Raw genomic sequence first — 23819 nt, 5'->3', positions numbered from 1 at the left:
TAAGTGAACGAAGGGACGATGCCTGACTACCAACTCCCCAAGCGCCGCCGCATCTTCCTGATGCGTCACGGCGACGTGACCTACTTCGACGACTCCGGCCGCGCGATCGACCCAGAAACCGTGCCATTGAACGCGAACGGCCGCGAGCAGGCGAGCGCGGCAGGCCGCGTGTTTGCCGGGCAGCAGATCCGGTTCGATCGGGTCATCGTGAGCGGTTTGCCGCGCACGGTCGAGACCGCGCAACGTGTGCTGGCCGAAACTGGCCAGCAGATCGACCTCGACATCGAACCTGCGTGGCAGGAAATTCGCGGTGGCAAACTCAGCAACATTCCGCCACAGGATATCGAAGCAGCATTTCTAGGCGTGTTCGACGGGATCGTGCCGGAAAGCACTCGCTTTCTCGACGGCGAAACCATTGGCGCGTTGTTCGACCGCGTGTTGCCGGCGGTGGCGGCGTTGCGCGAGGACACGTCGTGGGACACCGTGCTGCTGGTGCTGCATGGCGGCGTGAATCGCGCAATTCTGTCACACGCACTCACCGCCGGCGGCCGTACTTTCTTCGGTCATCTGGCGCAGGCCACCGGTTGCATCAATGCGCTCGACGTCGGCGCCGAGCCGCGCGACTGGGTGCTGCGCACGATCAACTATTCACCGCCGTCGCCGCTCTATCGCGACGTTCGCAATACCACGATGGAAATGCTCTACGCACAATTCATTCAATACACGCGTAGCTGAACCCGAACTGGAGGAGACAGATGGTGCAAGCCACACAGACCGGCGAACCAGAACACAAACCGGATTACTCGGCCTTCGAGGGCACGCGCCCGGTCAACGAGCGGCAACGCTTCGACAACGAGGCGCTCGCTGCATGGCTAGCGCAGCATGTCGACGGATTTTCCGGACCGCTCACGTTGGAGCAATTCGCCGGCGGCCAGTCAAATCCCACCTTCAAACTCGTCACGCCGTCGCGCTCGTATGTGATGCGTGCCAAGCCTGGGCCAGCCGCTAAGTTGCTGCCCTCGGCGCACGCCGTGGAACGCGAATACCGCGTCATGCACGCGCTTGCCGACACCGACGTGCCGGTCGCGACCATGCTCGCCTTGTGCGAGGACGAAAGCGTGATCGGCCGGGCGTTCTACGTGATGGAGTTCGTCGAAGGCCGCGTGTTGTGGGACCAGTCCCTGCCCGGCATGACACCCGCGGAGCGCGCGGCGATTTACGACGAAATGAATCGCGTGATCGCCGCGCTGCATAGCGTCGACGTCACGGCAATCGGTCTTGCCGACTACGGCAAACCGGGCAACTACTTCGCACGCCAGATCGGCCGCTGGAGCAAGCAGTACGTCGCATCCGAAACGGAACCGATCGACGCCATGCAGCGCCTGATCGAATGGCTGCCGCAGCATATGCCGGCGGAAACGAATGATCGCGCCTCGGTGGTGCATGGCGACTATCGGCTCGACAATCTGATCTTCCATCCCACCGAACCGCGCGTACTGGCCGTACTCGACTGGGAACTGTCGACGCTCGGGGACCCGCTCGCCGACTTCGCGTACCACTGCATGGCGTGGCACGTCGATCCGGCGCAGTTTCGCGGCATTGCGGGCCTCGATTGGGCAGCACTCGGCATTCCCGACGAAGCGCAGTACGTCGAGCGCTATTGCAAGCGCACGGGCTTCGCGATCCACGGCGACTGGAATTTCTATCTGGCGTACAACATGTTCCGCATCGCCGCGATCCTTCAAGGGATCATGAAACGCGTGGTCGACGGTACGGCAGCCAGTGCCCAGGCGCTCGATGCCGGCCGTCGCGCGAAGCCGATGGCCGAGCTCGCCTGGCGCTACGCACAGAAGGTACGTTAAGCAGATCGGCGCACCAGCAAGGTTGCGCTCCCGAACCAACGTCATTCGTCATCCGCGAGGTCATACATGAATTTCGACTACACCCCGAAGGTTCAGGCGCTGCGCGAGAAACTGCTCGGCTTCTTCGACGAGCACATCTATCCGAACGAGCAGGCGTTTTACGCCGAGATTGCACGTAATCGTCAGAACGGCAATGCATGGCTGCCGACCGAGCTGATCGAGCAACTGAAAACGAAGGCGCGCGACGCCGGCTTGTGGAACCTGTTCCTGCCCGAATCGGTACGCGGGGCCGGTCTGACGAATCTTGAGTACGCGCCGCTATGCGAGATCATGGGCCGTGTGCCCTGGGCGCCGGAAGTGTTCAACTGCAACGCGCCCGACACCGGCAACATGGAAACGATCGAGCGCTACGGCAGCGACGACAACAAGCGCGAGTGGCTCGAACCGCTGCTGCAAGGACACATCCGTTCGGCGTTCCTGATGACCGAGCCGGAGGTGGCGTCGTCGGACGCGACCAATATCCAGACGAGCATCGTGCGCGATGGCGACTCCTACGTGATCAACGGCCACAAGTGGTGGTCGTCCGGTGCGGGGGATCCGCGCTGCAAGATCTACATCGTGATGGGCAAGACCGACCCTGAGGCGCCGCGCCATGCGCAGCAGTCGATGATTCTGGTCCCCGCCGATGCGACCGGCATCACCGTGCATCGCCCTCTTACCGTGTTCGGCTACGACGACGCGCCGCACGGCCACATGGAAATCACGCTCGACAATGTGCGCGTGCCGGCCACCAACATGCTGCTCGGCGAAGGACGTGGCTTCGAAATCGCTCAAGGGCGTCTCGGACCGGGACGCATCCACCACTGCATGCGTTTGATCGGCCTCGCCGAGCGCGCGCTCGAACTCATGGCGAAACGCTCGATGCAACGCGTCGCTTTCGGCAAGCCGGTTGCAGCACAAGGCGTCACACAGGAACGCCTCGCCGAAGCGCGTTGCATGATCGAACAGGCGCGTCTGCTGACGCTGAAGACCGCGTACATGATGGACACGGTCGGCAACAAGGGCGCGCGCGGCGAGATTGCCATGATCAAGGTGGTCGCGCCGAATATGGCATGCCAGGTGATCGACTGGGCGATCCAGGCGCACGGCGGCGGCGGCGTCAGCGACGATTTCCCGTTGGCGTATGCGTATGCATCCGCGCGGACGCTACGCTTCGCCGACGGCCCCGACGAAGTGCACCGCAACGCGATCGCCAAGCTCGAACTGGCGCGCTATATGGATGCGGGTGCCGCGGCTCGTGTAGCAACGCCGATTACACGGGTTTGAGTGTTCGATCGTTTGAGAGGGTGTTCGAGGTTGGCTTCGCGGCGGCTGATCGCGCCGCGAAGTCGAGCCTTGGCTCCTGGCGGCGCGGCGAGCAGCATTGCTCGATCTGTGCTCTAATTTTTGTCAATTGCGGCGCCCATTGCGGCGCCGCTTTCACGAAACGAAGGAGCCAGGATGATCGACGTCTATAGCTGGGCAACCCCGAACGGCCATAAGGTTCACATCATGCTCGAGGAAACGGGCCTCGCGTACACGGTGCACGGCATCGATATCGGTGCGGGCGACCAGTTCAACCCCGAATTTCTTGCCATCAGCCCGAACAACAAGATTCCCGCAATCGTCGATTCGGAAGGTCCTAAAGACGCTGGTGGCAAGCCGTTCGCACTGTTTGAATCGGGCGCGATTCTGATTTACCTCGCGGAGAAAACCGGCAAGTTTCTGCCGACCGATCCGGCCGCGCGCTATGCGACGCTGCAATGGCTGATGTTTCAGATGGGTGGCCTCGGCCCGATGCTCGGGCAAACACATCATTTCCGCATTTATGCCCCGGAATCGCTCGAGTATGCGATCAACCGCTACACGAACGAAGCGCGGCGTCTGTACGGCGTGATGAACACGCAACTCGGCAAGACGCAATATCTGGCCGGCACCGACTACACGATCGCCGACATCGCCGCATTTCCGTGGACGCGCTCGTGGCAGAACCAGGGTATCGAACTGGATACGTTTCCGAATGTGAAGCGATGGCACGAAGAAATTGCCGCACGCCCGGCAGTGATACGTGGCGTCGAAGTGCTGGCGTCGGCCCGCAAGCCGCTCATGGACGACAAAGCTAAAGAGATGCTGTTCGGTGCAACGCAGTACGCCAAGCGGTAGCCGTGCCGTCGATCCGTCGCATTGGCGCACGTTTACGTCGACAAGTCCGGCAACCGCGGCTTTGCCATCCATAGAAGCGTCGACATAAAAAAGCGCGAGACGGCATCGCTGCCGCTCGCGCTTTTTTCCAACCAGTCAGCTATGAACGCTTAGAAGTAGTGCCGCGTGATGAACTCGGCGACACATACCGGTCGCTCACTGCCCTGCCGCTCCAGCGTCACGTTCCATTCAACCTGCACACCGGCGTTGTCGACCTCGGTGACGGATTCCACCGCAAACCGCGCGCGCAACTGCGAACCGACCGGCACCGGAGACGTGAACCGCACGCGATTCAATCCGTAGTTGACGCCCATGCGCTGCTCGAGCGCCACTGTCTTGCCGAGCAATGCCGGAATCAACGACAGCGTCATGAACCCATGCGCGACCGGACCACCGAACGGCGACTCGCGCCGCGCCCGCTCGGGGTCGACGTGAATCCATTGATGATCGCCAGTGGCTTCGGCGAAACGATCGACGCTTGCCTGATCGACCGTCAGCCACGCGCTAACGAGTGGTTCGGCGCCAACCAGCGCACGCAACGCCCCTGCATCGCCAAAGGTTGCGGCGACTGCCGCATCGCCCGTCATGACACGGCTCCGGGATTGCGCAGTCCGAACATTCCCTTGGAGCGCACCGTGATCACCGTTTCGCCATGCTGATTGATGCCTTGCCACTCCGTCGAAACGAGGCCGCGATCCGGCTTACTCGCCGAAACGCGCTTGTCGAGTACAGCGTTCATCATCGTGATCGTGTCGCCGACGCGCACCGGCTTCAACCAGCGAATCTCGTCGATACCGGGTGAGCCCATCGACGTGGAACCCGCGAGCGCGTTGCGCACCAGCATGCCCATCATGACCGAACAGGTGTGCCATCCGCTTGCAACCAATCCGCGAAACGGCGACTCTGCGGCTGCAGCTTCGTCCAGGTGAAACGGTTGCGGATCGAACTTCTCCGCGAACTCGACAATCTCTTCACGCGTGAACGTATGCTTGCCGATTTCGGTAGTCGTGCCGACTACCATGTCCTCGAAACTCCGACCCATCGTCAAACCTCCTATCCGCTTCGACCGGCTGATCAGGCTTCGGCGGTGACAAAGCCGGGCAGCGCGGCGAACCGCGCGAGATGGTGATCAACATCACCCAACGTGGTTTCGATGATAGCAAGACGTTTGAACAGATGCGCCGCGGCGACTTCGTTCGTGACGCCCATGCCGCCGTGCAATTGGACCGCCTGCTGACCGACAAAACGAGCGGCCTGACCGACGCGCACCTTCGCTGCGGAGACCGCACGGCGACGTTCGTCGGCGTCTACGCTCGTGTAACGCATAGCCGCCAGATAAGTGATCGAACGCGCCTGCTCGGCATGAATCAACATCTCGACCATGCGATGCTGTAACGCCTGAAAACGCGCGATCGGCTGACCGAACTGCTGGCGCGTTTTGGTGTACTCCGCCGTTGCATGGTTCAGTGCGTCGAGTGCGCCGACCGCTTCCGCACAGAGCAATAGCGTGCCGTAGTCTGCGATGTGCTCAAGCGCCGCGGCACCTGCGTGTTTGCCGGCGAGCCGGCGTGCCGGCGTGCCATCGAACCTCAGTGTCGCGGCACGCTGGCCGTCGATTGTGCGGTAGTCGGTGACCTTGACGCCGGCTGCATCGCGGGCGACGACAAAGAGCGCGATCTCGCCGTTCAGCCGAGCCGGCACGATCCAGTAGTCGGCTTGCGCGCCGTGCAGCACAACCGATTTCGTGCCGGTCAACGTCTGCTGATCGCCCTGACCGTTCACAGCGGTCTCGACCTCGAACAGGTCGTAGCGCGCATGCGGCTCGTGAAATGCCACGGCGAGCTTGATCTCGCCCTGCGCCGCGCGTTCGAGCAGCGCTGCGTCTTCGCCGTGCGCGGTGCCCGCGAGCCGTAGCGCTTCGACACCCACCGCGGTCGCCCAGTACGGCTCGATCACCAAAGCTCGGCCGAGCTCCTGCATGACAACCAGCATGTCGATCGGGCTGCCGTTGAAGCCGCCCTGCGCTTCCGGCACCGGCAATGCGGTCAGACCCAATTCGGTAAAGGCTGCCCAGTGCCCATCCGACACACCGGTTTCCGATTGCACGATCGCCTGGCGCGCTTCGAACCCATAGCTCTTGTCCAGATAGCGGCGCAGTGCGTCAGCAAATTGCTGTTGTTCGTCGTTGAAAGTGAAGTCCATGCGCCGCTCCTCAAAGTCCCAGAATCATCTGCGCGATGATGTTCTTTTGAATTTCGTTCGAGCCGCCGTAAATCGACGTCTTGCGGAAGTTGAAGTAGTACGCGGCCAGCGGCGCGGCGTTATCGTCACCGGCGAGGCTATGTTCGCGTTCGCCTTCGAGGAATGGCACGTCGAACGGTGCGGCGAGCGGTCCAATTGCTTCGACCATCAGTTCGGTCAGCGCCTGCTGCACTTCCGTGCCCTTGATCTTGAGCATGGAGGCTTCCGGTCCCGGCCCGCGTCCCCCCGTTTCATTAGCGACGACGCGTTGCACGGTGACTTCGAGCGCCATCAGCTCGATCTCAAGGTTCGCGACTTTCGCGGCGAACACCGGATCTTGCAGCAACGGTTTGCCGTTCTTCTTCTGCTCCAGCGCGAGGCGCTTCAGGAATACGAGTTCGCGCTTCGATTGCCCGACCCGGGCAATACCGGTGCGCTCGTGCCCTAGCAGGTACTTCGCGTAGGTCCAGCCACGATTCTCTTCGCCGACCAGATTGTCGAGCGGCACTTTCACGTCTTCGAAAAAGACTTCGTTGACTTCGTGATCTTCGTCGAGCGTGATGATCGGGCGCACGGTGATACCGGGCGTTTTCATGTCGATCAGCAGGAACGAGATGCCCTCCTGCTTTTTCGCGCCGCTGTCGGTGCGCACGAGGCAGAACATCATGTCGGCGTACTGGCCCAGCGTGGTCCAGGTTTTCTGACCGTTGACCACATAGTGATCGCCAACGCGCTCGGCACGCGTGCGCAGCGAGGCCAGGTCGGAACCGGAACCCGGCTCGGAGTAACCCTGACACCACCAGTCCGTGCCGTCGAGAATGCGCGGCAGATAGTGGCGCTTCTGCGCCTCATTGCCGTACTTCATCAGCACGGGCGCGACCATCGAGACGCCGAACGGCAGCACGGACGGCGCGCCGATACGCGCACACTCTTCGTCCCAGATATGCCGTTGGGTCGCGTCCCAGCCTGGACCGCCGTATTCTTTCGGCCACGCGACAACCGACCAGCCGCGCGTGCCGAGCAGCTTGTGCCAGCTTGCGAAGTCTTCGCGGCCCAGACGCTTGTGGTTGAGAACTTTATCGCTCAGCTCGCGAGGCAGATTCGCTTCGAGCCAGGCACGGATGTCGGCGCGGAACGCGTCGTCAGCGGGGGAATAGTCTAGATTCATGCGTAGTGTCTCCTGGCCGCAACCGCCCGCTGCCAGTGAGCCACTGCGCTATTGCAGCGGTTCCTTCAAGGCAGCCGGGACCGGCAGCGGCATCACTTCGATGCCTTCTTCGACCAAGGCTTTCGCGTCTTCCGGTGTCGTAACACCGCGAATATTGCGTGCGGGCGCTTCGTTGTAGTGAATGCGCCGTGCTTCCTCAGCGAAGCGGTCGCCCACGTTCTCAGTCTTTTCCAGTACCTCGCGCAATGCGCGCATCACGCGTGCCTGCATGTCCCCCTCGCCTGCAGGGACTTTCGTGTCAGTCGCGCCCGACAAATTCAGGCGGGGCGCCGACGGCAAACGGCTCACTTCGTTCGCACCGCAAATCGGGCATTCAACAAGCTTGCGGGACTGCTGCGACTCGAAGTCATCAGCCGAAGCGAACCAGCCTTCGAACCGATGGCCATGCGGACACTGTAAATCGAGGACCTTCATGTGGAATCAGGGCTTGCGTGCCAGTTTAGCGCAAAATGGAAATTTGTGAACGGTCGTTCGTAAATTTTTACGGACGGCGCGTTGACGCCAGGCGTCGCTGAGAAATCGAACGCGGTGGGCGATTTTAACGCTTTGCGCACCGAGCTGCCGAAGGTGGCTCAGCCGGCGAGCGGCACACCGAAAACCCGCAGATAAAAGGCGCACTGATCGCATGGCGCTCATGGGTTCGTGCTTGCCGCCGCGCGCCTCTCAAGCCACAAGGAATTCGAGTCGGCGGTTAAGCCGCGGCTCGAGTTGGAGCGCCTCTTTGGCGAGGTTGATCTGCTTGGCCGATTTCGCGACATCGAATACATCCGCCTTGATGTCATACCCCCCGCGCGCGGTCAGCCAGCCAAGGATGTCCGACAGATGCCATACCGACGCGCTGCCCTCGTGAACCGGCGGCGGAAAGTCGATTGCGTGGCTAAGCATCAGCTTACGCATATTTTGCCGTGACACGCCCGCGACCTCCGCGACATCTGTGAGGCCGACGAAATCCGGCCCCGCCTCGACAAGGCGCGCGGACGGCACTGCCTGCTTGATATCTTTGAGTGCGCTGACAAGCGCCTCGAATGCCGACGCGCCTTCGCGAGCAAAAACCAGTGCAATGCGCCCCGGTTGCCCCACGCCGATAGTTGCGTCGTCGCATCCGGCTTCGCCCAGGCGCTCGACGATCTCGTCAAGATCGCAATCTTCTTCTGCGAGCCGGTACTTCAAGGTGAACACATATTCCATAAGCTACTCCTGCCTTGATTCAGCCTCGGGCTTTTTGCCCGTTCGAACACTTTTACTACCGGCGCGTCGTGCAGTTGTCCACGATGCGCCTGAGGTGCTTTGCGTGATTGCCGGGGTTCTTCGGCGTACTCCACACACTCGAAATACAAAACTCGCCACAACGACATTCCGCGTCGTTGTACGGACAGAACATCTTTCCCCAAGCGTGACCTTTGCCACCGCCCTGAATTCGCCAGCCGTTTCTTTCCGCGTAAGCCAGTGCGGCCTCGACCTCTTTTTTGGAATGGACTCCACGAACCATCTATACCCTCCAATTTAGTGCGTGCGCGATGGGTTGTCAAGTGACAACCCATCGCGCACGCGACCGCAATAGAATCCATTTCATACCATTCGTCATTCGAATCAAGTGCGATAACAAACTCCATTGCCAGGTGTCGATACTAGAGCGGCAACTGCTGTGGGGCGAGACTGTCGGATGGCATAGGACAGGAAGCTGTTTTTCAGACACGATGCAACGCATTGAGTCGATTTCGTGCCCACAATGGCAAAGCCCCTGCCGGTCATAGACCAACAGGGGCTTTTGGAAATTCTCCAGTCGGCGCGCGACTCGCGCCCGTTCTGCGTTCCGAACTGAGCGCGCTATTGCGGCTCGGCCATCGGCCAGACACCTGACAAGACCTTCTCCAGCCAGAACGTGCCGATGATGGTTTTCACGTCCGTCACCTTACCCGTGCGTACCCATTCCAACATATCGGTGACGCTGGCGGTGAAGAGTTCGAGAAATTCGCCGTCGTCGAGTTTCCGCTCGCCGGCAGTCAGCCCACGCGCCAGGTAAATATCGATGAATTCGGTCGAGTAGGAAATGATGGGATGAATGCGCGTCAAATAAACATATTCGCGCGCCGTATAGCCGGTCTCTTCCTGCAGCTCACGCTTCGCGCAGGCCAGCGCACCTTCGTTCGGATCGAGTTTGCCCGCCGGATACTCGACCATGACCTTGCCCATCGGATAGCGGTACTGGCTTTCCAGCAACACGCGACCGTCGTCGAACAACGGAATCACCATCACGGCGCCCGGATGCTGAACGTACTCGCGCGTGGCCTGCTTACCGTCGGGCAAGCGGACCGTATCGCACTTGAGCGTCAGGAACGGCCCTTGGTGGATCGTTTTGCTCTCGAGACAGGTCTCGGTGAGCGTGTCGTCGTGATCGGGAAGTTCAGCCATATGCGACCTCAGGACAGCTTGGTGCGCGACGGCGAGACGCCGTCAGCGACGTTTGACGAGATACTGGAAGGTAAAGCCGGGGAACGCGAACACGATAAACAACGCGAACGTGATCGCGTAGAACTGCCACCCCTGTTCGAAGCGATTACCCGCGCGTGCTTCCAGCAGAAAACCGAGCGCGCCGACCGCGAAGTACAGCACGATCAATTCGGCAATCCGGATCCAGGCGCTCTTCTTCGCCGCTTTCAACGGCACCGCGGCGAAGAGACGCTGATTCAGGAATGGCAGGTTGGCGCCGACCAGCGCCAACAACACGATAAACCAACCCGCTGCCGACATCAGAGCAGCAGCGTGTGCTGGATAGCCTGCAGGCAGGCCTTCAACAGCGGATCCGGCACGATACCGAGCACCAGCACGGCAACACCATTGAGTGCAAGCAAAGCACGCGTGCTGGTGTCAGCGACGATCGGCGACTTGTCTTGCGGTTCGTCGAAGTACATCAGCTTAACGATACGCAGGTAGTAGAACGCACCGAACAGCGACGTGATCACAGCCAACACGGTCAGCCACGTCAAACCAGCGTTCATCGTAGCCTGCAGCACAGCGAGCTTGGCGTAGAAGCCGACCGCAGGCGGGATGCCGGCGAGCGAGAACATCATCACCATCATCACGAACGCGAACACCGGACTACGTTGGTTCAGGCCCTTGAAGTCGTCGAGCGTATCAGCTTCGAAATCGCGGCGCGCCAGCAGCATGATGACCCCGAAGGTGCCCAGCGTCGTGATCAGGTAGACGATGCTGTAGAACATGGCCGAGCCGTACGCGTTAGCCGCGCCGGTCGTCTTCTGATCCACCACGCCTGCCAGCAGGCCCAGCAGCACGAAGCCCATGTTCGAGATCGCCGAGTACGCGAGCATGCGCTTGACGTTGCGTTGCACGATACCGGTGATGTTGCCGACGATCATCGACAGCGCAGCCAGGATCACCAGCATTTGCTGCCATTCGACCGCGAGCGGCAGCAGACCCATCACGAGGAAGCGCAGACCCCACGCGAACGCCGCGACCTTCGGACCACCGCCGACCATCAGCGTCATCGCCGTCGGTGCGCCTTGATAAACGTCCGGCACCCACATATGGAACGGTACCGCGCCCATCTTGAACGCCACACCGGCCACGATGAAAATCACGCCGAACAGCAGCACGCTAGGATCGTAGTGGCTCGTGCCGATTGCCTTGAACACTTCGTTCAGGTCGAGCGAGCCGGTCGCGCCGTACAGCATCGAGATGCCGTACAGCAGGAAACCCGAAGCCATCGCACCGAGCACGTAGTACTTCATTGCCGCTTCGTTCGACTGGGCGGCTTCACGACGCAGCGCGATCGCCGCATACAGCGACAGCGACATCAGTTCCAGACCGAGGTACAGCGTCAGGAAGTTGTTGCCGGAGATCATCACCAGTTGACCGAGCAGCGAGAACATACCCAGCAGGAAGAAATCACCGCGGAACAGATCGCGATCTTCGAGGTACTTGCGCGAATAAACGATCGACACGGCATAGCCGAGCGTCACCACCGCTTTCATCACGTTGGCGAACGAATCCACCACATACATGTGCCCGAAGAAATAATGCACTTGCGGGTCGAAAGCGTTCAGCGCGAACCAGACGCCGGCGATCAGCGTCGAGAACAGTGCGATGAAATACGTGGTGCGGCGACCGGCCTGGCCGACGAACGTATCGTTGAGCCACGCGACGACAACGGCGAGCATCAACAGCGCGTCGGGCAACAGGGCAGTCATAGGGGCGTTTTGCATGATCTTTAAATTCCTCCGCTCTGCATTACTGTGGCAACGGCAGTTTGGACTGCGCGACGTGGGAGAGGAGGTTTTCCACGGATACGTGCATCACATCGGTAAAGGGCTTCGGATACAGGCCCATGAACAGCGTCAGTGCGGCGAGCACTGCCAGCATGAAAAATTCGCGACGGTTGATGTCGACGAGGCTCTTCACGTGATCGTTGGCAACCGCGCCGAAGTACACGCGCTTGTACATCCACAACGTGTAGGCCGCACCGAGAATCAGCGTGACAGCCGCACCGCCCGCGATCCAGAAGTTGTACTGGACAGCAGCCAGAATCACCATGAATTCGCCGACGAAACCGGAAGTACCCGGCAAGCCGCAATTGGCCATCGAGAACAGCATGACCAGCGCCGCGAACTTCGGCATCGTGTTGACGACACCGCCGTAGTCGGCGATCTGGCGCGAGTGCATCCGGTCGTACAACACACCGATACACAGGAACATTGCGCCCGACACAAAACCGTGCGAGATCATCTGCACGATTGCGCCTTCAACGCCGAGCTGGTTGAAGATGAAGAAACCGAGCGTCACGAAACCCATGTGCGCAATCGACGAATACGCGACCAGCTTCTTCATGTCGGCCTGCACCATCGCGACCAGACCGATGTAGATCACCGCGATCAGCGACAGCGTGACGACGACCGGTGCGAGGAAGTGGCTTGCGTCCGGCGCGATCGGCAGCGAGAAGCGCACGAAACCGTAGGCGCCCAGCTTCAGCATGATCGCGGCCAGCACGACCGAACCACCGGTCGGCGCTTCCACGTGGGCGTCAGGCAACCACGTGTGAACCGGCCACATCGGCACCTTCACGGCGAAGGCCATGAAGAACGCTATAAATAACAATATCTGCGGGGTCATGCCGATCTGCGCGTTCTGCCAGGTAGCCAGATCGAACGTGCCAGTCTGGATGTACAGGTACAGCAGCGCGACCAGCATCAGCAGCGAACCCATCAGCGTGTACAGGAAGAACTTGAACGCCGCGTACACGCGGTTCGCCCCACCCCACACGCCGATGATGATGTACATCGGAATCAGCGTCGCTTCGAAGAACACGTAGAACAGCATGCCGTCCGCTGCACTGAACACGCCGACCATGATGCCGGACAGGATCAGGAACGAAGCGAGGTACTGGGCCACGTTCTTCGTGATCACTTCCCAAGCGGAGATCACGACGATCACCGTAATCAATGCGGTCAACACGACGAACCACATCGAGATGCCGTCGACACCCAGGTGATACGTGATGTTGAAGCGCTCGATCCAGTTCGCCTTTTCGACGAACTGCAGATCGGCGGTGCTCGAATCAAAACCGGTAATCAGCGGGATCGTCACGATGAAGCTGACGACCGAGCCAATCAGCGCAACCCAACGCGCCGGAGCCGGGTTCCGGTCGGAACCAATGGCCAGAACCAGAAGACCTACGAGGATCGGTAACCAGATCGCGATACTGAGAATCGGATAAGCGTGCATTAGTGTCCCTCGCCTTATTTGCCGCCGAGCGTTACAAACAGGGTCAGGAGCCCCAACATGCCGATAATCATGGCGAACGCGTAGTGGTAGATGTAGCCGGATTGGAGGAAGCGGATCACGCCGGCAAACCAGCCGATAAAGCGTGCGCTGCCGTTGACGATACCGTCGATGACCACGACGTCGCCTTCCTTCCAGAGACCACGGCCAATTGCCACGGCGCCCCGCGCGAACACGACTTCGTTGATCTTGTCCATGTAGTACTTGTTGTCGAGCAGCGTGTAGATCGGACCGAACGCGCGCTTGATGACAGCCGGCAGATCAGGACGAACCAGGTACAGGAACCACGCCGTCACCACACCCGCGAGCGCCAGCCAGACCGGCAGACCCGAGACGGAATGCAGACCCATCGACGCCCAACCCTGGAATTCTTCAGCCATCTCATGCAGCGCCGGATGGTTTTCGCCGATGAAGATCACCTTGTCGAACGCCACGCCGTGCTGGAAGAAATCACCGAACAGCATCGGGCCGACACCGATCGCGCCGATCACCACCGACGGAATCGCGAGCAGCACCAGCGGTAACCAAACCACCCACGGCGTTTCGTGCGGCTCGTGTGCGTGGTCGTCGTGACCGTGGCCGTGTGCGTCATGGCCGTGCCCGTCATGCGCATGCGCGGCGGCTTCGATGCCCATCGGCGATTCCGGATGTTTCGGATCGCGGAAGCGCTCCTTGCCGTGGAACACCAGGAAATACATACGGAACGAATACAGCGCGGTGACGAACACGCTCGCCACGACCGCGAAGTATGCGAAACCCGACCCCGGCAGATGCGACAGCTTCACCGCGTCGATGATCGAGTCTTTCGAGTAGAAACCCGCGAAGAACGGCGTACCGATCAGTGCCAGCGAACCGACCAGCGATGTGATCCAGGTGATCGGCATGTACTTGCGCAGGCCGCCCATGTTGCGGATGTCCTGATCGTGGTGCATGCCGATAATCACGGAACCCGCGCCGAGGAACAGCAGCGCCTTGAAGAACGCGTGCGTCATCAGGTGGAAGATGGCGACCGAGTAAGCCGATGCACCGAGTGCGACCGTCATGTAACCGAGCTGCGACAGCGTCGAGTAAGCCACCACGCGCTTGATGTCGTTCTGGACGATCCCGAGGAAGCCCATGAACAGCGCCGTGATCGCGCCGATCACCATCACGAAAGACAGCGCCGTATCCGACAGTTCGAACAGCGGCGACATGCGTGCGACCATGAAGATACCGGCCGTCACCATGGTTGCCGCGTGAATCAGTGCGGAGATCGGGGTCGGACCTTCCATCGAATCCGGCAGCCAGACGTGCAGTGGGAACTGCGCCGACTTACCCATCGCGCCGATGAAGAGGCAGATGCAGGCGACCGTCAGCAGACCCCAGTCCGTGCCCGGGAAGCTCAAAGCCGCGAGTTCGGTGCGCTTCGCAAACACGTCGCCGTAGTTCATCGAACCGGCGAACGCGAACAGCAAGCCGATGCCGAGCAGGAACCCGAAGTCGCCGATGCGGTTCACGATGAACGCCTTCATGTTCGCGTAGATCGCGCTCTCACGGGTGAAGTAAAAGCCGATCAGCAGATACGACACCAGACCCACCGCTTCCCAGCCGAAGAACAGCTGCAGGAAGTTGTTGCTCATCACGAGCATCAGCATCGAGAACGTGAACAGCGCGATGTACGAGAAGAAGCGCTGGTAGCCGTCGTCGTCGGCCATGTAGCCGATCGTGTAGATGTGCACCATGAGCGACACGAAGGTCACCACGCACATCATCATCGCCGTCAGCGAGTCGACCAGGAAGCCAACCTCGAACGTCGTCTTGCCAATTTTCATCCATTCGTAGACCGTCGCGTTGAAGCTTGCGCCGTCCATCACCTGGAAGAAGACAATGGCCGAAAGGACGAACGAGATCGCGACGCCGAGAATCGTGACCGAGTGCGCACCGGCTCGCCCTACCGCTTTCCCAAACAGCCCCGCAATCAGGGAGCCGGCCAGCGGTGCCAGCGGGATCGCCAGCAGCAGGTTTTCATTGAGTGTCGTTGACATAACCGCTTTACCTGAAATTAACCTTTGAGCTGATCGAGGTCCTCGACATTGATCGTGTCGAGGCTACGGAACAGGGTCACCAGAATTGCGAGGCCGATCGCTGCTTCAGCTGCTGCAACCGTCAGCACGAAGAAGACGAAGATCTGGCCATGCACGTCGCCGAGGTAATGCGAGAACGCGACGAAATTGGTGTTCACCGCCAGCAGCATCAGTTCGATCGCCATCAGGATGATGATGACGTTGCGACGGTTCAGGAAAATACCGACGACGCTGATCGCAAACAGGATGGCGCCGAGGACAAGGTAATGAGCAAGGGTCAACATGATTTTTATCTCCTGTCCGCTCAGCTGTTTTTAGCGGGTGCCGAGTCGGCCGCCGCTGCTGCCGCTGCGGCGGCTTCTTCCGCCGCGACAGTTGCCGCGGTCTTTTCAGACGCCATCTTCACGATGCGCACACGGTCCTGAGCACGCACTTTGACCTGCTCACTGACGTTCTGGCGCTTGCTATCTTTCTTGTGACTCGTGGTCAGCGCGATCGCCGCGATGATCGCCACCAGCAGCACAAGGCCGGCGACTTCGAACGCGAAGATGTAGTCGGTGTAGATGATCTTGCCGATCACGCGGGTGTTCGACCAGCCGGCCATGCCGTTCGCCGCAGCCGTGGTGTCGCGCAGCGCCGTGGCAGTCGCACCGTAGCCGTGCCACAGGATCAGCGCGGTCTCGATCACGATGATCGCGCCCACCAGCGTGGCCATCGGCACGAAGCGTTTGAAGTCTTTGCGCAGCACGTCGATATTGATGTCCAGCATCATCACGACGAACAGGAACAGCACCATCACCGCGCCGACATACACCAGCACCAGCAGAATCGCGAGGAACTCGGCCTCCAGCAGCATCCAGATCGCGGCTGCGTTGAAGAACGCCAGCACCAGAAACAGTGCGGACGAAACCGGGTTGCGCGAGGTGATCACCTTCAGCCCTGAAACCACCAGGAGTAGCGCGAAGATGTAGAACAGTACGGTCGTGAATTCCATGATTACCGGTTCATCGTTAGGCCATCGTCAGGCATTGTTCTTTGGCACGTGTGGCGGGGAAAAGCGGCCGGAACCGCCAGAAAACCGCACAGGTGCGCCGTGCCGCGGCGTTCAGGCCGCGGCGCTCGGCCCGACAACAGGCCGTATTACTTCTGCATTTACTGCTTCAACTGAAGCGCTTCAACGATACGGTGCGTCAGCCGCCTTGTTCGCAGCGATCTCCGCTTCGTAGCGATCGCCCACGGCCAGCAGCATGTCCTTCGTGAAATACAGGTCGCCGCGCTTTTCGCCGTGATATTCGAGAATGTGCGTCTCGACGATCGAATCGACCGGGCAGCTCTCTTCGCAGAAACCGCAGAAGATGCACTTGGTCAGGTCGATGTCGTAACGCGTCGTGCGGCGTGTGTTGTCCGCACGGGTTTCCGATTCGATCGTAATGGCGAGTGCCGGGCACACCGCTTCGCACAGCTTGCAGGCGATGCAGCGCTCTTCACCGTTTTCATAGCGGCGCAGCGCATGCAAGCCACGGAAACGCGGCGAGATCGGGGTCTTCTCTTCCGGGAACTGCACCGTGATCTTGCGCTGGAACGTATAACGTCCGGTCAGCGCAAGGCCTTTGAGCAGCTCCGTCAGGAAGAAGGTCTTGAAAAAGTTTTGGATTGCGGTCATGGGTTCATCCGCCCTTTATTTCCAGATATTCAACGGCGACATGATCCAGAAGCCGACCACGATGAGCCACACCACGCAAACCGGAATGAAAATTTTCCAGCCCAGACGCATGATCTGGTCATAGCGATAGCGCGGGAACGTGGCACGCGCCCAGATGAATACCGACAACAGGAAGAAAACCTTCAGCACCAGCCAGAAGATACCCGGGATAAACGACAGGAAGCCGAACGGTGCGCTCCAGCCGCCGAGGAACAGTGTTGCAGCCAATGCCGAGATCACGATCATGTTGATGTACTCGGCGAGGAAGAACAGCGCGAACGCCATCCCCGAGTAATCGATCATGTGGCCCGCGACGATTTCCGACTCACCTTCCACCACGTCGAACGGGTGACGGTTCGTTTCGGCGATGCCCGAGATGAAGTACACGACGAACATCGGCAGGAGCGGCAGCCAGTTCCACGACAGGAAGTTCAAGCCGCAGCCGGCGAAGATGCCGCGCTCCTGCGACGTCACGATGTCCGACAGATTCAGGCTGCCCGAAGTCATCAGCACGACGACGAGGGCGAAGCCCATTGAAATTTCGTACGAGACCATTTGAGCGGCCGCGCGCATCGCACCGAGGAACGCGTACTTCGAGTTCGACGCCCAGCCGGCCAGAATCACGCCGTACACGCCGACTGACGAAATCGCGATCGCGTACAGGAGACCCGCGTTGATGTCGCCGAGCACCGCGCCAGCCTGAAACGGAATCACCGCCCAGACCGCGAAGGCCGGCACCACCACCATGATCGGCGCGATCATGTAGATCCAGCGGCTTGCCTGAGCCGGCTGAATCACTTCTTTCAGCAACAGCTTCAGCACGTCGGCGATCGGTTGCAGCAAACCTGCGGGGCCGACGCGGTTCGGGCCGAGACGCACGTGCATCCAGCCGATCAGCTTACGCTCCCACAGAATCAGGTAAGCCACGCACAGCAGGATCACGACGGCCACCACCAGGATGCGCACCAGTGCCCACACCGTGGGCCATGCCACACCGAGAAGCTGGGTGCCGCCCGAGTTGATCGTATCGAACAAGCTCATTTACGCCTTCTCCACCAGCAGTTCACCGAACAGGCTGCCCAGCGCTGCACCGGCAGGCGTAGCCGCCGATACGCGGACGACCGTCTCCGCAAGATTCGCGTCGCGCACAGCCGGCAACTGCACCGACTGCTCGCCCTGGCGCACGCGCACTGCGTCGCCTTCCTTCAAACCCAGTTTGTCGAACAGCGCGGCCGGCAGACCGACCGAGTTCGCTGCGCGCGCCGCTGCCGTCAGGTGCAGCGACTCAGCGCGACGCACCAGCGCGTCGGCGTGGTAAATCGGCACGTCGGCGATACGCTCGAATTTGCCTTCCGCTGCCTTTGCGGCCTTGCCACGTGCAACCGCGACATCCGTCTTGTTCGACAGGCGCGACTTGATCTCGCCGTCGCCGAGGGCCGCTGTACGCACTTCTTCCGAGGTGTCGAATTCGAAACCCGGCACGCCCAGCAGGCTGCCCAACACACGCAAGACCTTCCATGCCGGACGCGTGTCGCCGAGCGGGCGCACGACGCCGTTGAACGTCTGCACGGTACCTTCGGCATTGACGAACGTGCCGGCCGTTTCCGTGAACGGTGCGATCGGCAGCAGGACGTCAGCGTATTCAGCGCCCATCTGGAAAGGCGACATCACGACAACCATTTCAGCCTGCTTCAGCGCGGCCAAAGCCTGCGCCGGATTGGCCGTGTCGAATTCCGGCTCGACGTTCAGCAGCACATAACCCTTGCGCGGCTGCTCGAACACTTCGCGAGCGTTCAAACCGCCCTCACCCGGCAATGCGTTCACGAGATGCGCGCCGACCGTGTTGGCGCCTTCCGTGAGGAAACCCAGCGTGGCGCCGGTCGCTTCTGCGATCCATTGCGCCGCGGCGTGAATCCCGGCGAAGTCCGGATGACGGACCGCACCATTGCCGAGCAACACCACACGGTGTTCGCCGGTGACGAGCGACTTCGCTAGCTGTTTGTCGGTGTCCGTCGGCTGCGTGCCGGCGAAGGCCTCCGGCAGTGCCGCGCCGTTTGCTTCCGACACCGCGCCGGCGATGCCGGCCAGTGCGTCGAGCCATGCCGACGGTGCCGCAACCACGCGCCGCGCTTGCGGAATCAGCGCGTCGTCGTTAGTGGCTTGCACGAGCGTGAGCTTCGTACCGCTCTTGGCGGCTTGACGCAGACGCGCGGCGAACAGCGGATGATCGCGGCGCAGATCCGAACCGATCACGAGCGCCGAATCCACGTTCGACAGATCGGCGATAGTCGTGCCGAGCCAAGGTGCACCGTTGACCGGTGCGGAGAAATCCGCCTGACGCAGACGGAAGTCGACGTTAGGCGTACCGACCGCCTGGGCCAACTGCTTCAACAGGAACAGTTCTTCGACGGTGCTGTGGGCGCTGCCAAGCGCAGCCAGCGCGTTCGCGCCATGGTCGCCCTTGATGCCCTTCAGACCCTTGACCACATATTCCAGCGCGGATTGCCAGTCGGTCTCGACCCACTTGCCGCCTTGCTTGAGCATCGGCTGCGTGAGACGTTCCGGGCTATTCAGACCTTCGTACGAGAAGCGGTCCTTGTCCGAAATCCAGCATTCGTTGATGGATTCGTTTTCGAACGGCAGAACACGCATCACGCGATTGTTCTTCACTTGCACCACAAGGTTCGCGCCGACGGAATCATGCGGGCTCACCGACTTGCGGCGCGACAGTTCCCACGTGCGGGCGCTGTAGCGGAACGGCTTGCTGGTCAGCGCGCCGACCGGGCACAGATCGATCATGTTGCCCGACAGTTCGGAGTCGACCGTCTTGCCGACGAACGACGTGATCTCCGAATGCTCGCCGCGGCCCAGCATGCCGAGTTCCATCACGCCGGCGACTTCCTGGCCGAAGCGGACGCAACGCGTGCAGTGGATGCAACGCGACATTTCTTCCATCGAGATCAGCGGGCCGACGTTCTTGTGGAACACCACGCGCTTTTCTTCGCTATAACGCGACGACGACTTGCCGTAGCCCACGGCCAGATCCTGCAACTGACACTCGCCGCCCTGATCGCAGATCGGGCAATCCAGCGGGTGGTTGATCAGCAGGAATTCCATCACGGCTTGCTGGCCCTTCACCGCCTTCTCGGACTTCGTGCGCACGATCATGCCCGCCGACACCGGCGTGGCGCATGCGGGCACGGCCTTCGGCATCTTTTCGACATCGACCAGACACATCCGGCAGTTGGCCGCAATCGACAGCTTCTTGTGATAGCAGAAGTGAGGAATGTACGTGTCGACCTGTTGCGCAGCCTGGATCACCATGCTGCCTTCAGGCACCTCTACTTTCTTGCCGTCTATTTCAAGTTCAACCATGATGGTCAATCTTCCTTAACCTGTTACCGCTCAATCGTTCGCCCTGTTCATCGCCCGTTTCAGGCGATGAATCCCGCGGATGATATGTTCTGGTGCGCTATTCAGCGTACTCAGGCAGCCACTGTTTCCGACGCCGCTGCCGCACCGGCGTGACCGCCGACGAGGCAATGCTTGTGCGCCACGTGATATTCGAATTCGTCCCAGTAGTGCTTGAGCATGCCGCGAACCGGCATGGCCGCTGCATCGCCGAGCGCGCAAATCGTGCGGCCCATGATGTTTTCAGCAACCGAATTCAGCAGATCCAGATCTTCCGGACGGCCGAGCCCGTGTTCGATACGATGCACGACGCGATACAGCCAGCCAGTGCCTTCGCGGCACGGCGTGCACTGACCGCACGACTCTTCGTAATAGAAATACGACAGACGCAACAGCGAACGCACCATGCAACGCGTTTCGTCCATCACGATGACCGCGCCGGAACCGAGCATCGAGCCAGCCTTGGCGATCGCGTCGTAGTCCATGTCGGTCTGCATCATCATTTCGCCGGGAATCACCGGTGCTGACGAGCCGCCGGGAATCACTGCCTTGATCTTCTTGCCGCCGCGCATACCGCCAGCCAGCTCCATCAGCGTCGCGAACGGTGTGCCGAGGGGAATTTCATAGTTACCCGGACGCTCAACGTCGCCTGCAACCGAGAAAATCTTCGTGCCGCCGTTGTTCGGCTTGCCGATTTCGAGGTAATTCTGCGGACCAATCGCGAGCAGGAACGGCACTGCAGCGAACGTCTCGGTGTTGTTGATCGTGGTCGGCTTGCCATAGACGCCGAAGCTCGCCGGGAACGGCGGCTTGAAACGCGGCTGGCCTTTCTTGCCTTCGAGCGATTCGAGCAGCGCGGTTTCTTCGCCGCAAATGTAGGCGCCGTAGCCGTGGTGCGCATGCAGCTCGAACGAGAAGCCCGAACCCATGATGTTGTCGCCGAGGAACCCGGCGCGACGGGCTTCTTCCAACGCTTCTTCAAAGCGCTTGTAGACTTCCCAGATTTCGCCGTGGATATAGTTGTAGCCGACCGTGATGCCCATCGCGTATGCGCCGATGGCCATGCCTTCAATCAGCGAATGCGGATTGAAACGCAGGATGTCGCGGTCTTTGAACGTACCCGGTTCGCCTTCGTCCGAATTGCAGACGAGGTATTTCTGCCCCGGAAACTGACGCGGCATGAAGCTCCACTTCAGGCCGGTCGGGAAGCCCGCACCGCCGCGGCCGCGCAGACCCGACGCCTTGACGTCGGCGATCACCTGCTCGGGCGGAATCTTTTCTTCCAGAATCCGGCGCAGCTGGGCGTAACCGCCGCGCGCCACATAGTCTTCGAGATGCCAGTTGTCGCCGTTCAGGCCGGCGAGAATCAGCGGTTTGATGTGACGATCGTGTAAAGACGTCATTTCGAAAGTTCCTCGAGCAGCTGGTCGATCTTCGCGCGGCTCATGAAGCTGCACATGCGATGGTTGTTCACCAGCATCACCGGTGCATCGCCGCACGAGCCCATGCACTCACCTTCTTTCAAGGTGAACTTGCCGTCAGCCGTGGTTTCGCCGAAGTCGATGCCGAGCTTCTGCTTCAGATATTCAGAGGCGCTGTCGGAGCCGCCGTCCGGGCCAAGCTGGCACGGCAGGTTCGTGCAGAGCGTGATCTTGTACTTGCCGACCGGCGAGGTCTCGTACATCGTGTAGAAGGTAGCCACCTCCTGCACGGCGACCGCCGGCATGCCGAGATAGTCCGCGACGAACTGCATGAGTTCGGGCGACAGCCAGCCATGCTCTTCCTGAGCAGTAGCCAGCGCCGACATCACGGCGGACTGTTTCTGATCGGCGGGATACTTCGCGATCGCACGATCGATTTCTTTCAGGCCTTCAGCTGAGATCATTTTCAGACACGACTCTTTCAATTCCTACCGAACGAAAACCCGTCGCGCGTTGCATGTTGCGACAGACCCGGCGTTCCTTTGCTTGACGCGCGCTTCGGTGCAATCTGAAGACGCGCGCCGATGAATACGTCCTAGCGATCGACTTCGCCGAACACGATGTCCTGCGTACCGATGATCGTCACGGCGTCGGCGATCATGTGACCGCGCGCCATTTCATCGAGCGTGGACAGGTGCGCATAGCCCGGCGCCCGAATCTTCAGGCGATACGGCTTGTTCGCACCGTCCGAGATCAGGTAGATACCGAACTCGCCCTTCGGATGTTCGACCGCGGCGTATGCCTCGCCTTCCGGCACATGGAAGCCTTCCGTGAAAAGCTTGAAGTGGTGAATCAGATCTTCCATGTTCGACTTCATACCGACCCGCGACGGCGGCGCAACCTTGTGATTGTCGACCATCACCGGACCCGGATTCTTACGCAACCACTCAATGCACTGTTTCACAATGCGCGTGGACTGCCGCATTTCTTCGACGCGAACCAGATATCGGTCATAACAGTCGCCATTAACGCCGACCGGAATGTCGAAATCCATCTTGTCGTAAACTTCGTACGGCTGCTTCTTGCGCAAATCCCACTCGATACCCGAGCCGCGCAACATCGCGCCGGTCATCCCGAGGTTCAGCGCGCGCTCCGGGGTAACCACGCCGATACCGACCAGACGTTGCTTCCAGATCCGGTTGTCGGTGAGCAGCGTTTCGTATTCGTCGACGCACTTCGGGAAGCGCGTGAAGAAATCGTCGATGAAGTCGAGCAGCGAACCCTGGCGGTTCTCATTCATCTTCGACAATGCCTTCGCATTGCGAATCTTCGACGCCTTGTATTGCGGCATTGCGTCAGGCAGATCCCGGTACACGCCACCCGGACGATAGTAAGCCGCGTGCATCCGTGCGCCGGACACCGCTTCGTACACGTCCATCAGGTCTTCGCGTTCGCGGAACGCGTACAGGAACACCGCCATCGCGCCGACGTCGAGCGCGTGTGCGCCAATCCACATCAGGTGATTCAGCACTCGCGTGACTTCGTCGAACATCACGCGGATGTACTGCGCGCGAATCGGCACTTCGATGCCGAGCAGCTTTTCGATCGCCATCACGTAGCCGTGCTCGTTGACCATCATCGACACGTAGTCGAGACGGTCCATATACGGCACGGACTGGATGAAGGTTTTGGTTTCCGCGAGCTTTTCGGTCGCGCGATGCAGCAGACCGATGTGCGGATCGGCGCGCTGGATGACTTCGCCGTCGAGTTCGAGCACGAGGCGCAGCACACCGTGCGCAGCCGGATGCTGAGGGCCGAAGTTGAGCGTGTAGTTCTTGATCTCTGCCATGGCGT

The 23819-nt window shown here is 60.5% G+C and carries 24 protein-coding genes; 4 read left to right on the top strand and 20 right to left on the bottom strand.

The window, feature by feature from the left end:
- Positions 1–18 precede the first annotated feature (18 nt).
- The 4 genes from KHO23_RS04400 (at position 19) to KHO23_RS04385 (ending at position 4064) form a co-directional block, all read left to right on the top strand.
- Positions 19–735, top strand: coding sequence for a histidine phosphatase family protein (locus tag KHO23_RS04400; RefSeq protein ID WP_211609786.1), 717 nt, complete (start codon positions 19–21; stop codon positions 733–735).
- A 20-nt stretch (positions 736–755) separates the two neighbouring features.
- Complete coding sequence (locus KHO23_RS04395) at positions 756–1862, top strand: phosphotransferase (protein ID WP_211609785.1); 1107 nt, start codon at positions 756–758, stop codon at positions 1860–1862.
- A 66-nt stretch (positions 1863–1928) separates the two neighbouring features.
- Entirely contained in the window at positions 1929–3188 is a 1260-nt protein-coding gene (locus KHO23_RS04390; protein WP_211609784.1) for an acyl-CoA dehydrogenase family protein, read from the top strand.
- 174 nt (positions 3189–3362) lie between these two features.
- Positions 3363–4064, top strand: coding sequence for a glutathione binding-like protein (locus tag KHO23_RS04385; protein ID WP_211609783.1), 702 nt, complete (start codon positions 3363–3365; stop codon positions 4062–4064).
- Positions 4065–4213: 149 nt separating this feature from the next.
- Here the strand turns inward: KHO23_RS04385 and KHO23_RS04380 are convergent, their stop codons facing one another.
- The 20 genes from KHO23_RS04380 to KHO23_RS04290 form a co-directional block, all read right to left on the bottom strand.
- A complete protein-coding gene (locus KHO23_RS04380) occupies positions 4214–4690 on the bottom strand; it encodes a MaoC family dehydratase (RefSeq protein ID WP_211609782.1) in 477 nt (158 codons plus the stop codon).
- Positions 4687–5145, bottom strand: a complete 459-nt coding sequence (locus KHO23_RS04375; RefSeq protein ID WP_211609781.1) for a MaoC family dehydratase — start codon at positions 5143–5145, stop codon at positions 4687–4689. The genes KHO23_RS04380 and KHO23_RS04375 overlap by 4 nt, the downstream gene beginning before the upstream one ends.
- 32 nt (positions 5146–5177) lie before the next feature.
- The gene (locus tag KHO23_RS04370) at positions 5178–6305 is read right to left on the bottom strand and encodes an acyl-CoA dehydrogenase family protein (RefSeq protein ID WP_211609780.1); all 1128 of its coding nucleotides are present in this window, start codon (positions 6303–6305) and stop codon (positions 5178–5180) included.
- 10 nt (positions 6306–6315) lie between these two features.
- The gene (locus KHO23_RS04365; protein ID WP_211609779.1) at positions 6316–7512 is read right to left on the bottom strand and encodes an acyl-CoA dehydrogenase family protein; all 1197 of its coding nucleotides are present in this window, start codon (positions 7510–7512) and stop codon (positions 6316–6318) included.
- A gap of 48 nt (positions 7513–7560) precedes the next feature.
- On the bottom strand, positions 7561–7986 hold the full coding sequence (locus KHO23_RS04360; RefSeq protein WP_211609778.1) for a DUF1178 family protein: 426 nt from the start codon (positions 7984–7986) through the stop codon (positions 7561–7563).
- 249 nt (positions 7987–8235) lie between these two features.
- Entirely contained in the window at positions 8236–8760 is a 525-nt protein-coding gene (locus KHO23_RS04355) for a helix-turn-helix transcriptional regulator (RefSeq protein WP_120298131.1), read from the bottom strand.
- A 55-nt stretch (positions 8761–8815) separates the two neighbouring features.
- Positions 8816–9061, bottom strand: coding sequence for a hypothetical protein (locus tag KHO23_RS34950; RefSeq protein WP_236066711.1), 246 nt, complete (start codon positions 9059–9061; stop codon positions 8816–8818).
- Positions 9062–9399: 338 nt separating this feature from the next.
- Positions 9400–9984, bottom strand: a complete 585-nt coding sequence (locus tag KHO23_RS04350; RefSeq protein ID WP_211609777.1) for an NUDIX domain-containing protein — start codon at positions 9982–9984, stop codon at positions 9400–9402.
- Between the two features lie 42 nt (positions 9985–10026).
- Positions 10027–10323: a DUF2818 family protein gene (locus KHO23_RS04345; RefSeq protein ID WP_211609776.1), complete on the bottom strand. Its 297-nt coding sequence runs from the start codon at positions 10321–10323 to the stop codon at positions 10027–10029.
- Positions 10323–11795 carry an NADH-quinone oxidoreductase subunit NuoN gene (gene nuoN / locus KHO23_RS04340; protein WP_211609775.1) on the bottom strand — a complete coding sequence of 491 codons (1473 nt, stop codon included), beginning with the start codon at positions 11793–11795 and terminating at the stop codon, positions 10323–10325. Before nuoN ends, KHO23_RS04345 begins: the two co-directional genes overlap by 1 nt.
- A 25-nt stretch (positions 11796–11820) precedes the next feature.
- Positions 11821–13311, bottom strand: a complete 1491-nt coding sequence (locus tag KHO23_RS04335) for an NADH-quinone oxidoreductase subunit M (RefSeq protein WP_211609774.1) — start codon at positions 13309–13311, stop codon at positions 11821–11823.
- Positions 13312–13325: 14 nt separating this feature from the next.
- Entirely contained in the window at positions 13326–15392 is a 2067-nt protein-coding gene (nuoL, locus tag KHO23_RS04330; protein WP_211609773.1) for an NADH-quinone oxidoreductase subunit L, read from the bottom strand.
- Positions 15393–15409: 17 nt separating this feature from the next.
- A complete protein-coding gene (gene nuoK, locus KHO23_RS04325; RefSeq protein WP_013339863.1) occupies positions 15410–15715 on the bottom strand; it encodes an NADH-quinone oxidoreductase subunit NuoK in 306 nt (101 codons plus the stop codon).
- Between the two features lie 20 nt (positions 15716–15735).
- Positions 15736–16425, bottom strand: a complete 690-nt coding sequence (locus KHO23_RS04320) for an NADH-quinone oxidoreductase subunit J (protein ID WP_211609772.1) — start codon at positions 16423–16425, stop codon at positions 15736–15738.
- 180 nt (positions 16426–16605) lie between these two features.
- Positions 16606–17094, bottom strand: a complete 489-nt coding sequence (gene nuoI / locus KHO23_RS04315; RefSeq protein WP_012401389.1) for an NADH-quinone oxidoreductase subunit NuoI — start codon at positions 17092–17094, stop codon at positions 16606–16608.
- A gap of 15 nt (positions 17095–17109) precedes the next feature.
- On the bottom strand, positions 17110–18174 hold the full coding sequence (nuoH, locus tag KHO23_RS04310) for an NADH-quinone oxidoreductase subunit NuoH (protein WP_211609771.1): 1065 nt from the start codon (positions 18172–18174) through the stop codon (positions 17110–17112).
- Positions 18175–20508: an NADH-quinone oxidoreductase subunit NuoG gene (gene nuoG / locus KHO23_RS04305; RefSeq protein ID WP_211609770.1), complete on the bottom strand. Its 2334-nt coding sequence runs from the start codon at positions 20506–20508 to the stop codon at positions 18175–18177.
- Positions 20509–20618: 110 nt separating this feature from the next.
- Positions 20619–21947, bottom strand: coding sequence for an NADH-quinone oxidoreductase subunit NuoF (nuoF, locus tag KHO23_RS04300; protein WP_211609769.1), 1329 nt, complete (start codon positions 21945–21947; stop codon positions 20619–20621).
- On the bottom strand, positions 21944–22429 hold the full coding sequence (nuoE, locus tag KHO23_RS04295; RefSeq protein WP_211609768.1) for an NADH-quinone oxidoreductase subunit NuoE: 486 nt from the start codon (positions 22427–22429) through the stop codon (positions 21944–21946). The genes nuoF and nuoE overlap by 4 nt, the downstream gene beginning before the upstream one ends.
- Before the next feature lie 131 nt (positions 22430–22560).
- Positions 22561–23814: an NADH-quinone oxidoreductase subunit D gene (locus tag KHO23_RS04290; protein ID WP_211609767.1), complete on the bottom strand. Its 1254-nt coding sequence runs from the start codon at positions 23812–23814 to the stop codon at positions 22561–22563.
- Positions 23815–23819: the final 5 nt, after the last annotated feature.

The organism is Paraburkholderia haematera (assembly GCF_905220975.1).
GTDB lineage: Bacteria > Pseudomonadota > Gammaproteobacteria > Burkholderiales > Burkholderiaceae > Paraburkholderia > Paraburkholderia haematera.
This window is presented reverse-complemented; position numbering and strand designations above follow the sequence as displayed.

What these genes read in the sequence shown, in the direction of transcription:
- KHO23_RS04400 (WP_211609786.1), top strand. Translation starts at nt 19, where the DNA reads ATGCCTGACTACCAACTCCCCAAGCGCCGCCGCATCTTCCTGATGCGT.
- KHO23_RS04395 (WP_211609785.1), top strand. Translation starts at nt 756, where the DNA reads ATGGTGCAAGCCACACAGACCGGCGAACCAGAACACAAACCGGATTAC.
- KHO23_RS04390 (WP_211609784.1), top strand. Translation starts at nt 1,929, where the DNA reads ATGAATTTCGACTACACCCCGAAGGTTCAGGCGCTGCGCGAGAAACTG.
- KHO23_RS04385 (WP_211609783.1), top strand. Translation starts at nt 3,363, where the DNA reads ATGATCGACGTCTATAGCTGGGCAACCCCGAACGGCCATAAGGTTCAC.
- KHO23_RS04380 (WP_211609782.1), bottom strand. Translation starts at nt 4,690, where the DNA reads ATGACGGGCGATGCGGCAGTCGCCGCAACCTTTGGCGATGCAGGGGCG.
- KHO23_RS04375 (WP_211609781.1), bottom strand. Translation starts at nt 5,145, where the DNA reads ATGGGTCGGAGTTTCGAGGACATGGTAGTCGGCACGACTACCGAAATC.
- KHO23_RS04370 (WP_211609780.1), bottom strand. Translation starts at nt 6,305, where the DNA reads ATGGACTTCACTTTCAACGACGAACAACAGCAATTTGCTGACGCACTG.
- KHO23_RS04365 (WP_211609779.1), bottom strand. Translation starts at nt 7,512, where the DNA reads ATGAATCTAGACTATTCCCCCGCTGACGACGCGTTCCGCGCCGACATC.
- KHO23_RS04360 (WP_211609778.1), bottom strand. Translation starts at nt 7,986, where the DNA reads ATGAAGGTCCTCGATTTACAGTGTCCGCATGGCCATCGGTTCGAAGGC.
- KHO23_RS04355 (WP_120298131.1), bottom strand. Translation starts at nt 8,760, where the DNA reads ATGGAATATGTGTTCACCTTGAAGTACCGGCTCGCAGAAGAAGATTGC.
- KHO23_RS34950 (WP_236066711.1), bottom strand. Translation starts at nt 9,061, where the DNA reads ATGGTTCGTGGAGTCCATTCCAAAAAAGAGGTCGAGGCCGCACTGGCT.
- KHO23_RS04350 (WP_211609777.1), bottom strand. Translation starts at nt 9,984, where the DNA reads ATGGCTGAACTTCCCGATCACGACGACACGCTCACCGAGACCTGTCTC.
- KHO23_RS04345 (WP_211609776.1), bottom strand. Translation starts at nt 10,323, where the DNA reads ATGTCGGCAGCGGGTTGGTTTATCGTGTTGTTGGCGCTGGTCGGCGCC.
- nuoN (WP_211609775.1), bottom strand. Translation starts at nt 11,795, where the DNA reads ATGCAAAACGCCCCTATGACTGCCCTGTTGCCCGACGCGCTGTTGATG.
- KHO23_RS04335 (WP_211609774.1), bottom strand. Translation starts at nt 13,311, where the DNA reads ATGCACGCTTATCCGATTCTCAGTATCGCGATCTGGTTACCGATCCTC.
- nuoL (WP_211609773.1), bottom strand. Translation starts at nt 15,392, where the DNA reads ATGTCAACGACACTCAATGAAAACCTGCTGCTGGCGATCCCGCTGGCA.
- nuoK (WP_013339863.1), bottom strand. Translation starts at nt 15,715, where the DNA reads ATGTTGACCCTTGCTCATTACCTTGTCCTCGGCGCCATCCTGTTTGCG.
- KHO23_RS04320 (WP_211609772.1), bottom strand. Translation starts at nt 16,425, where the DNA reads ATGGAATTCACGACCGTACTGTTCTACATCTTCGCGCTACTCCTGGTG.
- nuoI (WP_012401389.1), bottom strand. Translation starts at nt 17,094, where the DNA reads ATGACCGCAATCCAAAACTTTTTCAAGACCTTCTTCCTGACGGAGCTG.
- nuoH (WP_211609771.1), bottom strand. Translation starts at nt 18,174, where the DNA reads ATGAGCTTGTTCGATACGATCAACTCGGGCGGCACCCAGCTTCTCGGT.
- nuoG (WP_211609770.1), bottom strand. Translation starts at nt 20,508, where the DNA reads ATGGTTGAACTTGAAATAGACGGCAAGAAAGTAGAGGTGCCTGAAGGC.
- nuoF (WP_211609769.1), bottom strand. Translation starts at nt 21,947, where the DNA reads ATGACGTCTTTACACGATCGTCACATCAAACCGCTGATTCTCGCCGGC.
- nuoE (WP_211609768.1), bottom strand. Translation starts at nt 22,429, where the DNA reads ATGATCTCAGCTGAAGGCCTGAAAGAAATCGATCGTGCGATCGCGAAG.
- KHO23_RS04290 (WP_211609767.1), bottom strand. Translation starts at nt 23,814, where the DNA reads ATGGCAGAGATCAAGAACTACACGCTCAACTTCGGCCCTCAGCATCCG.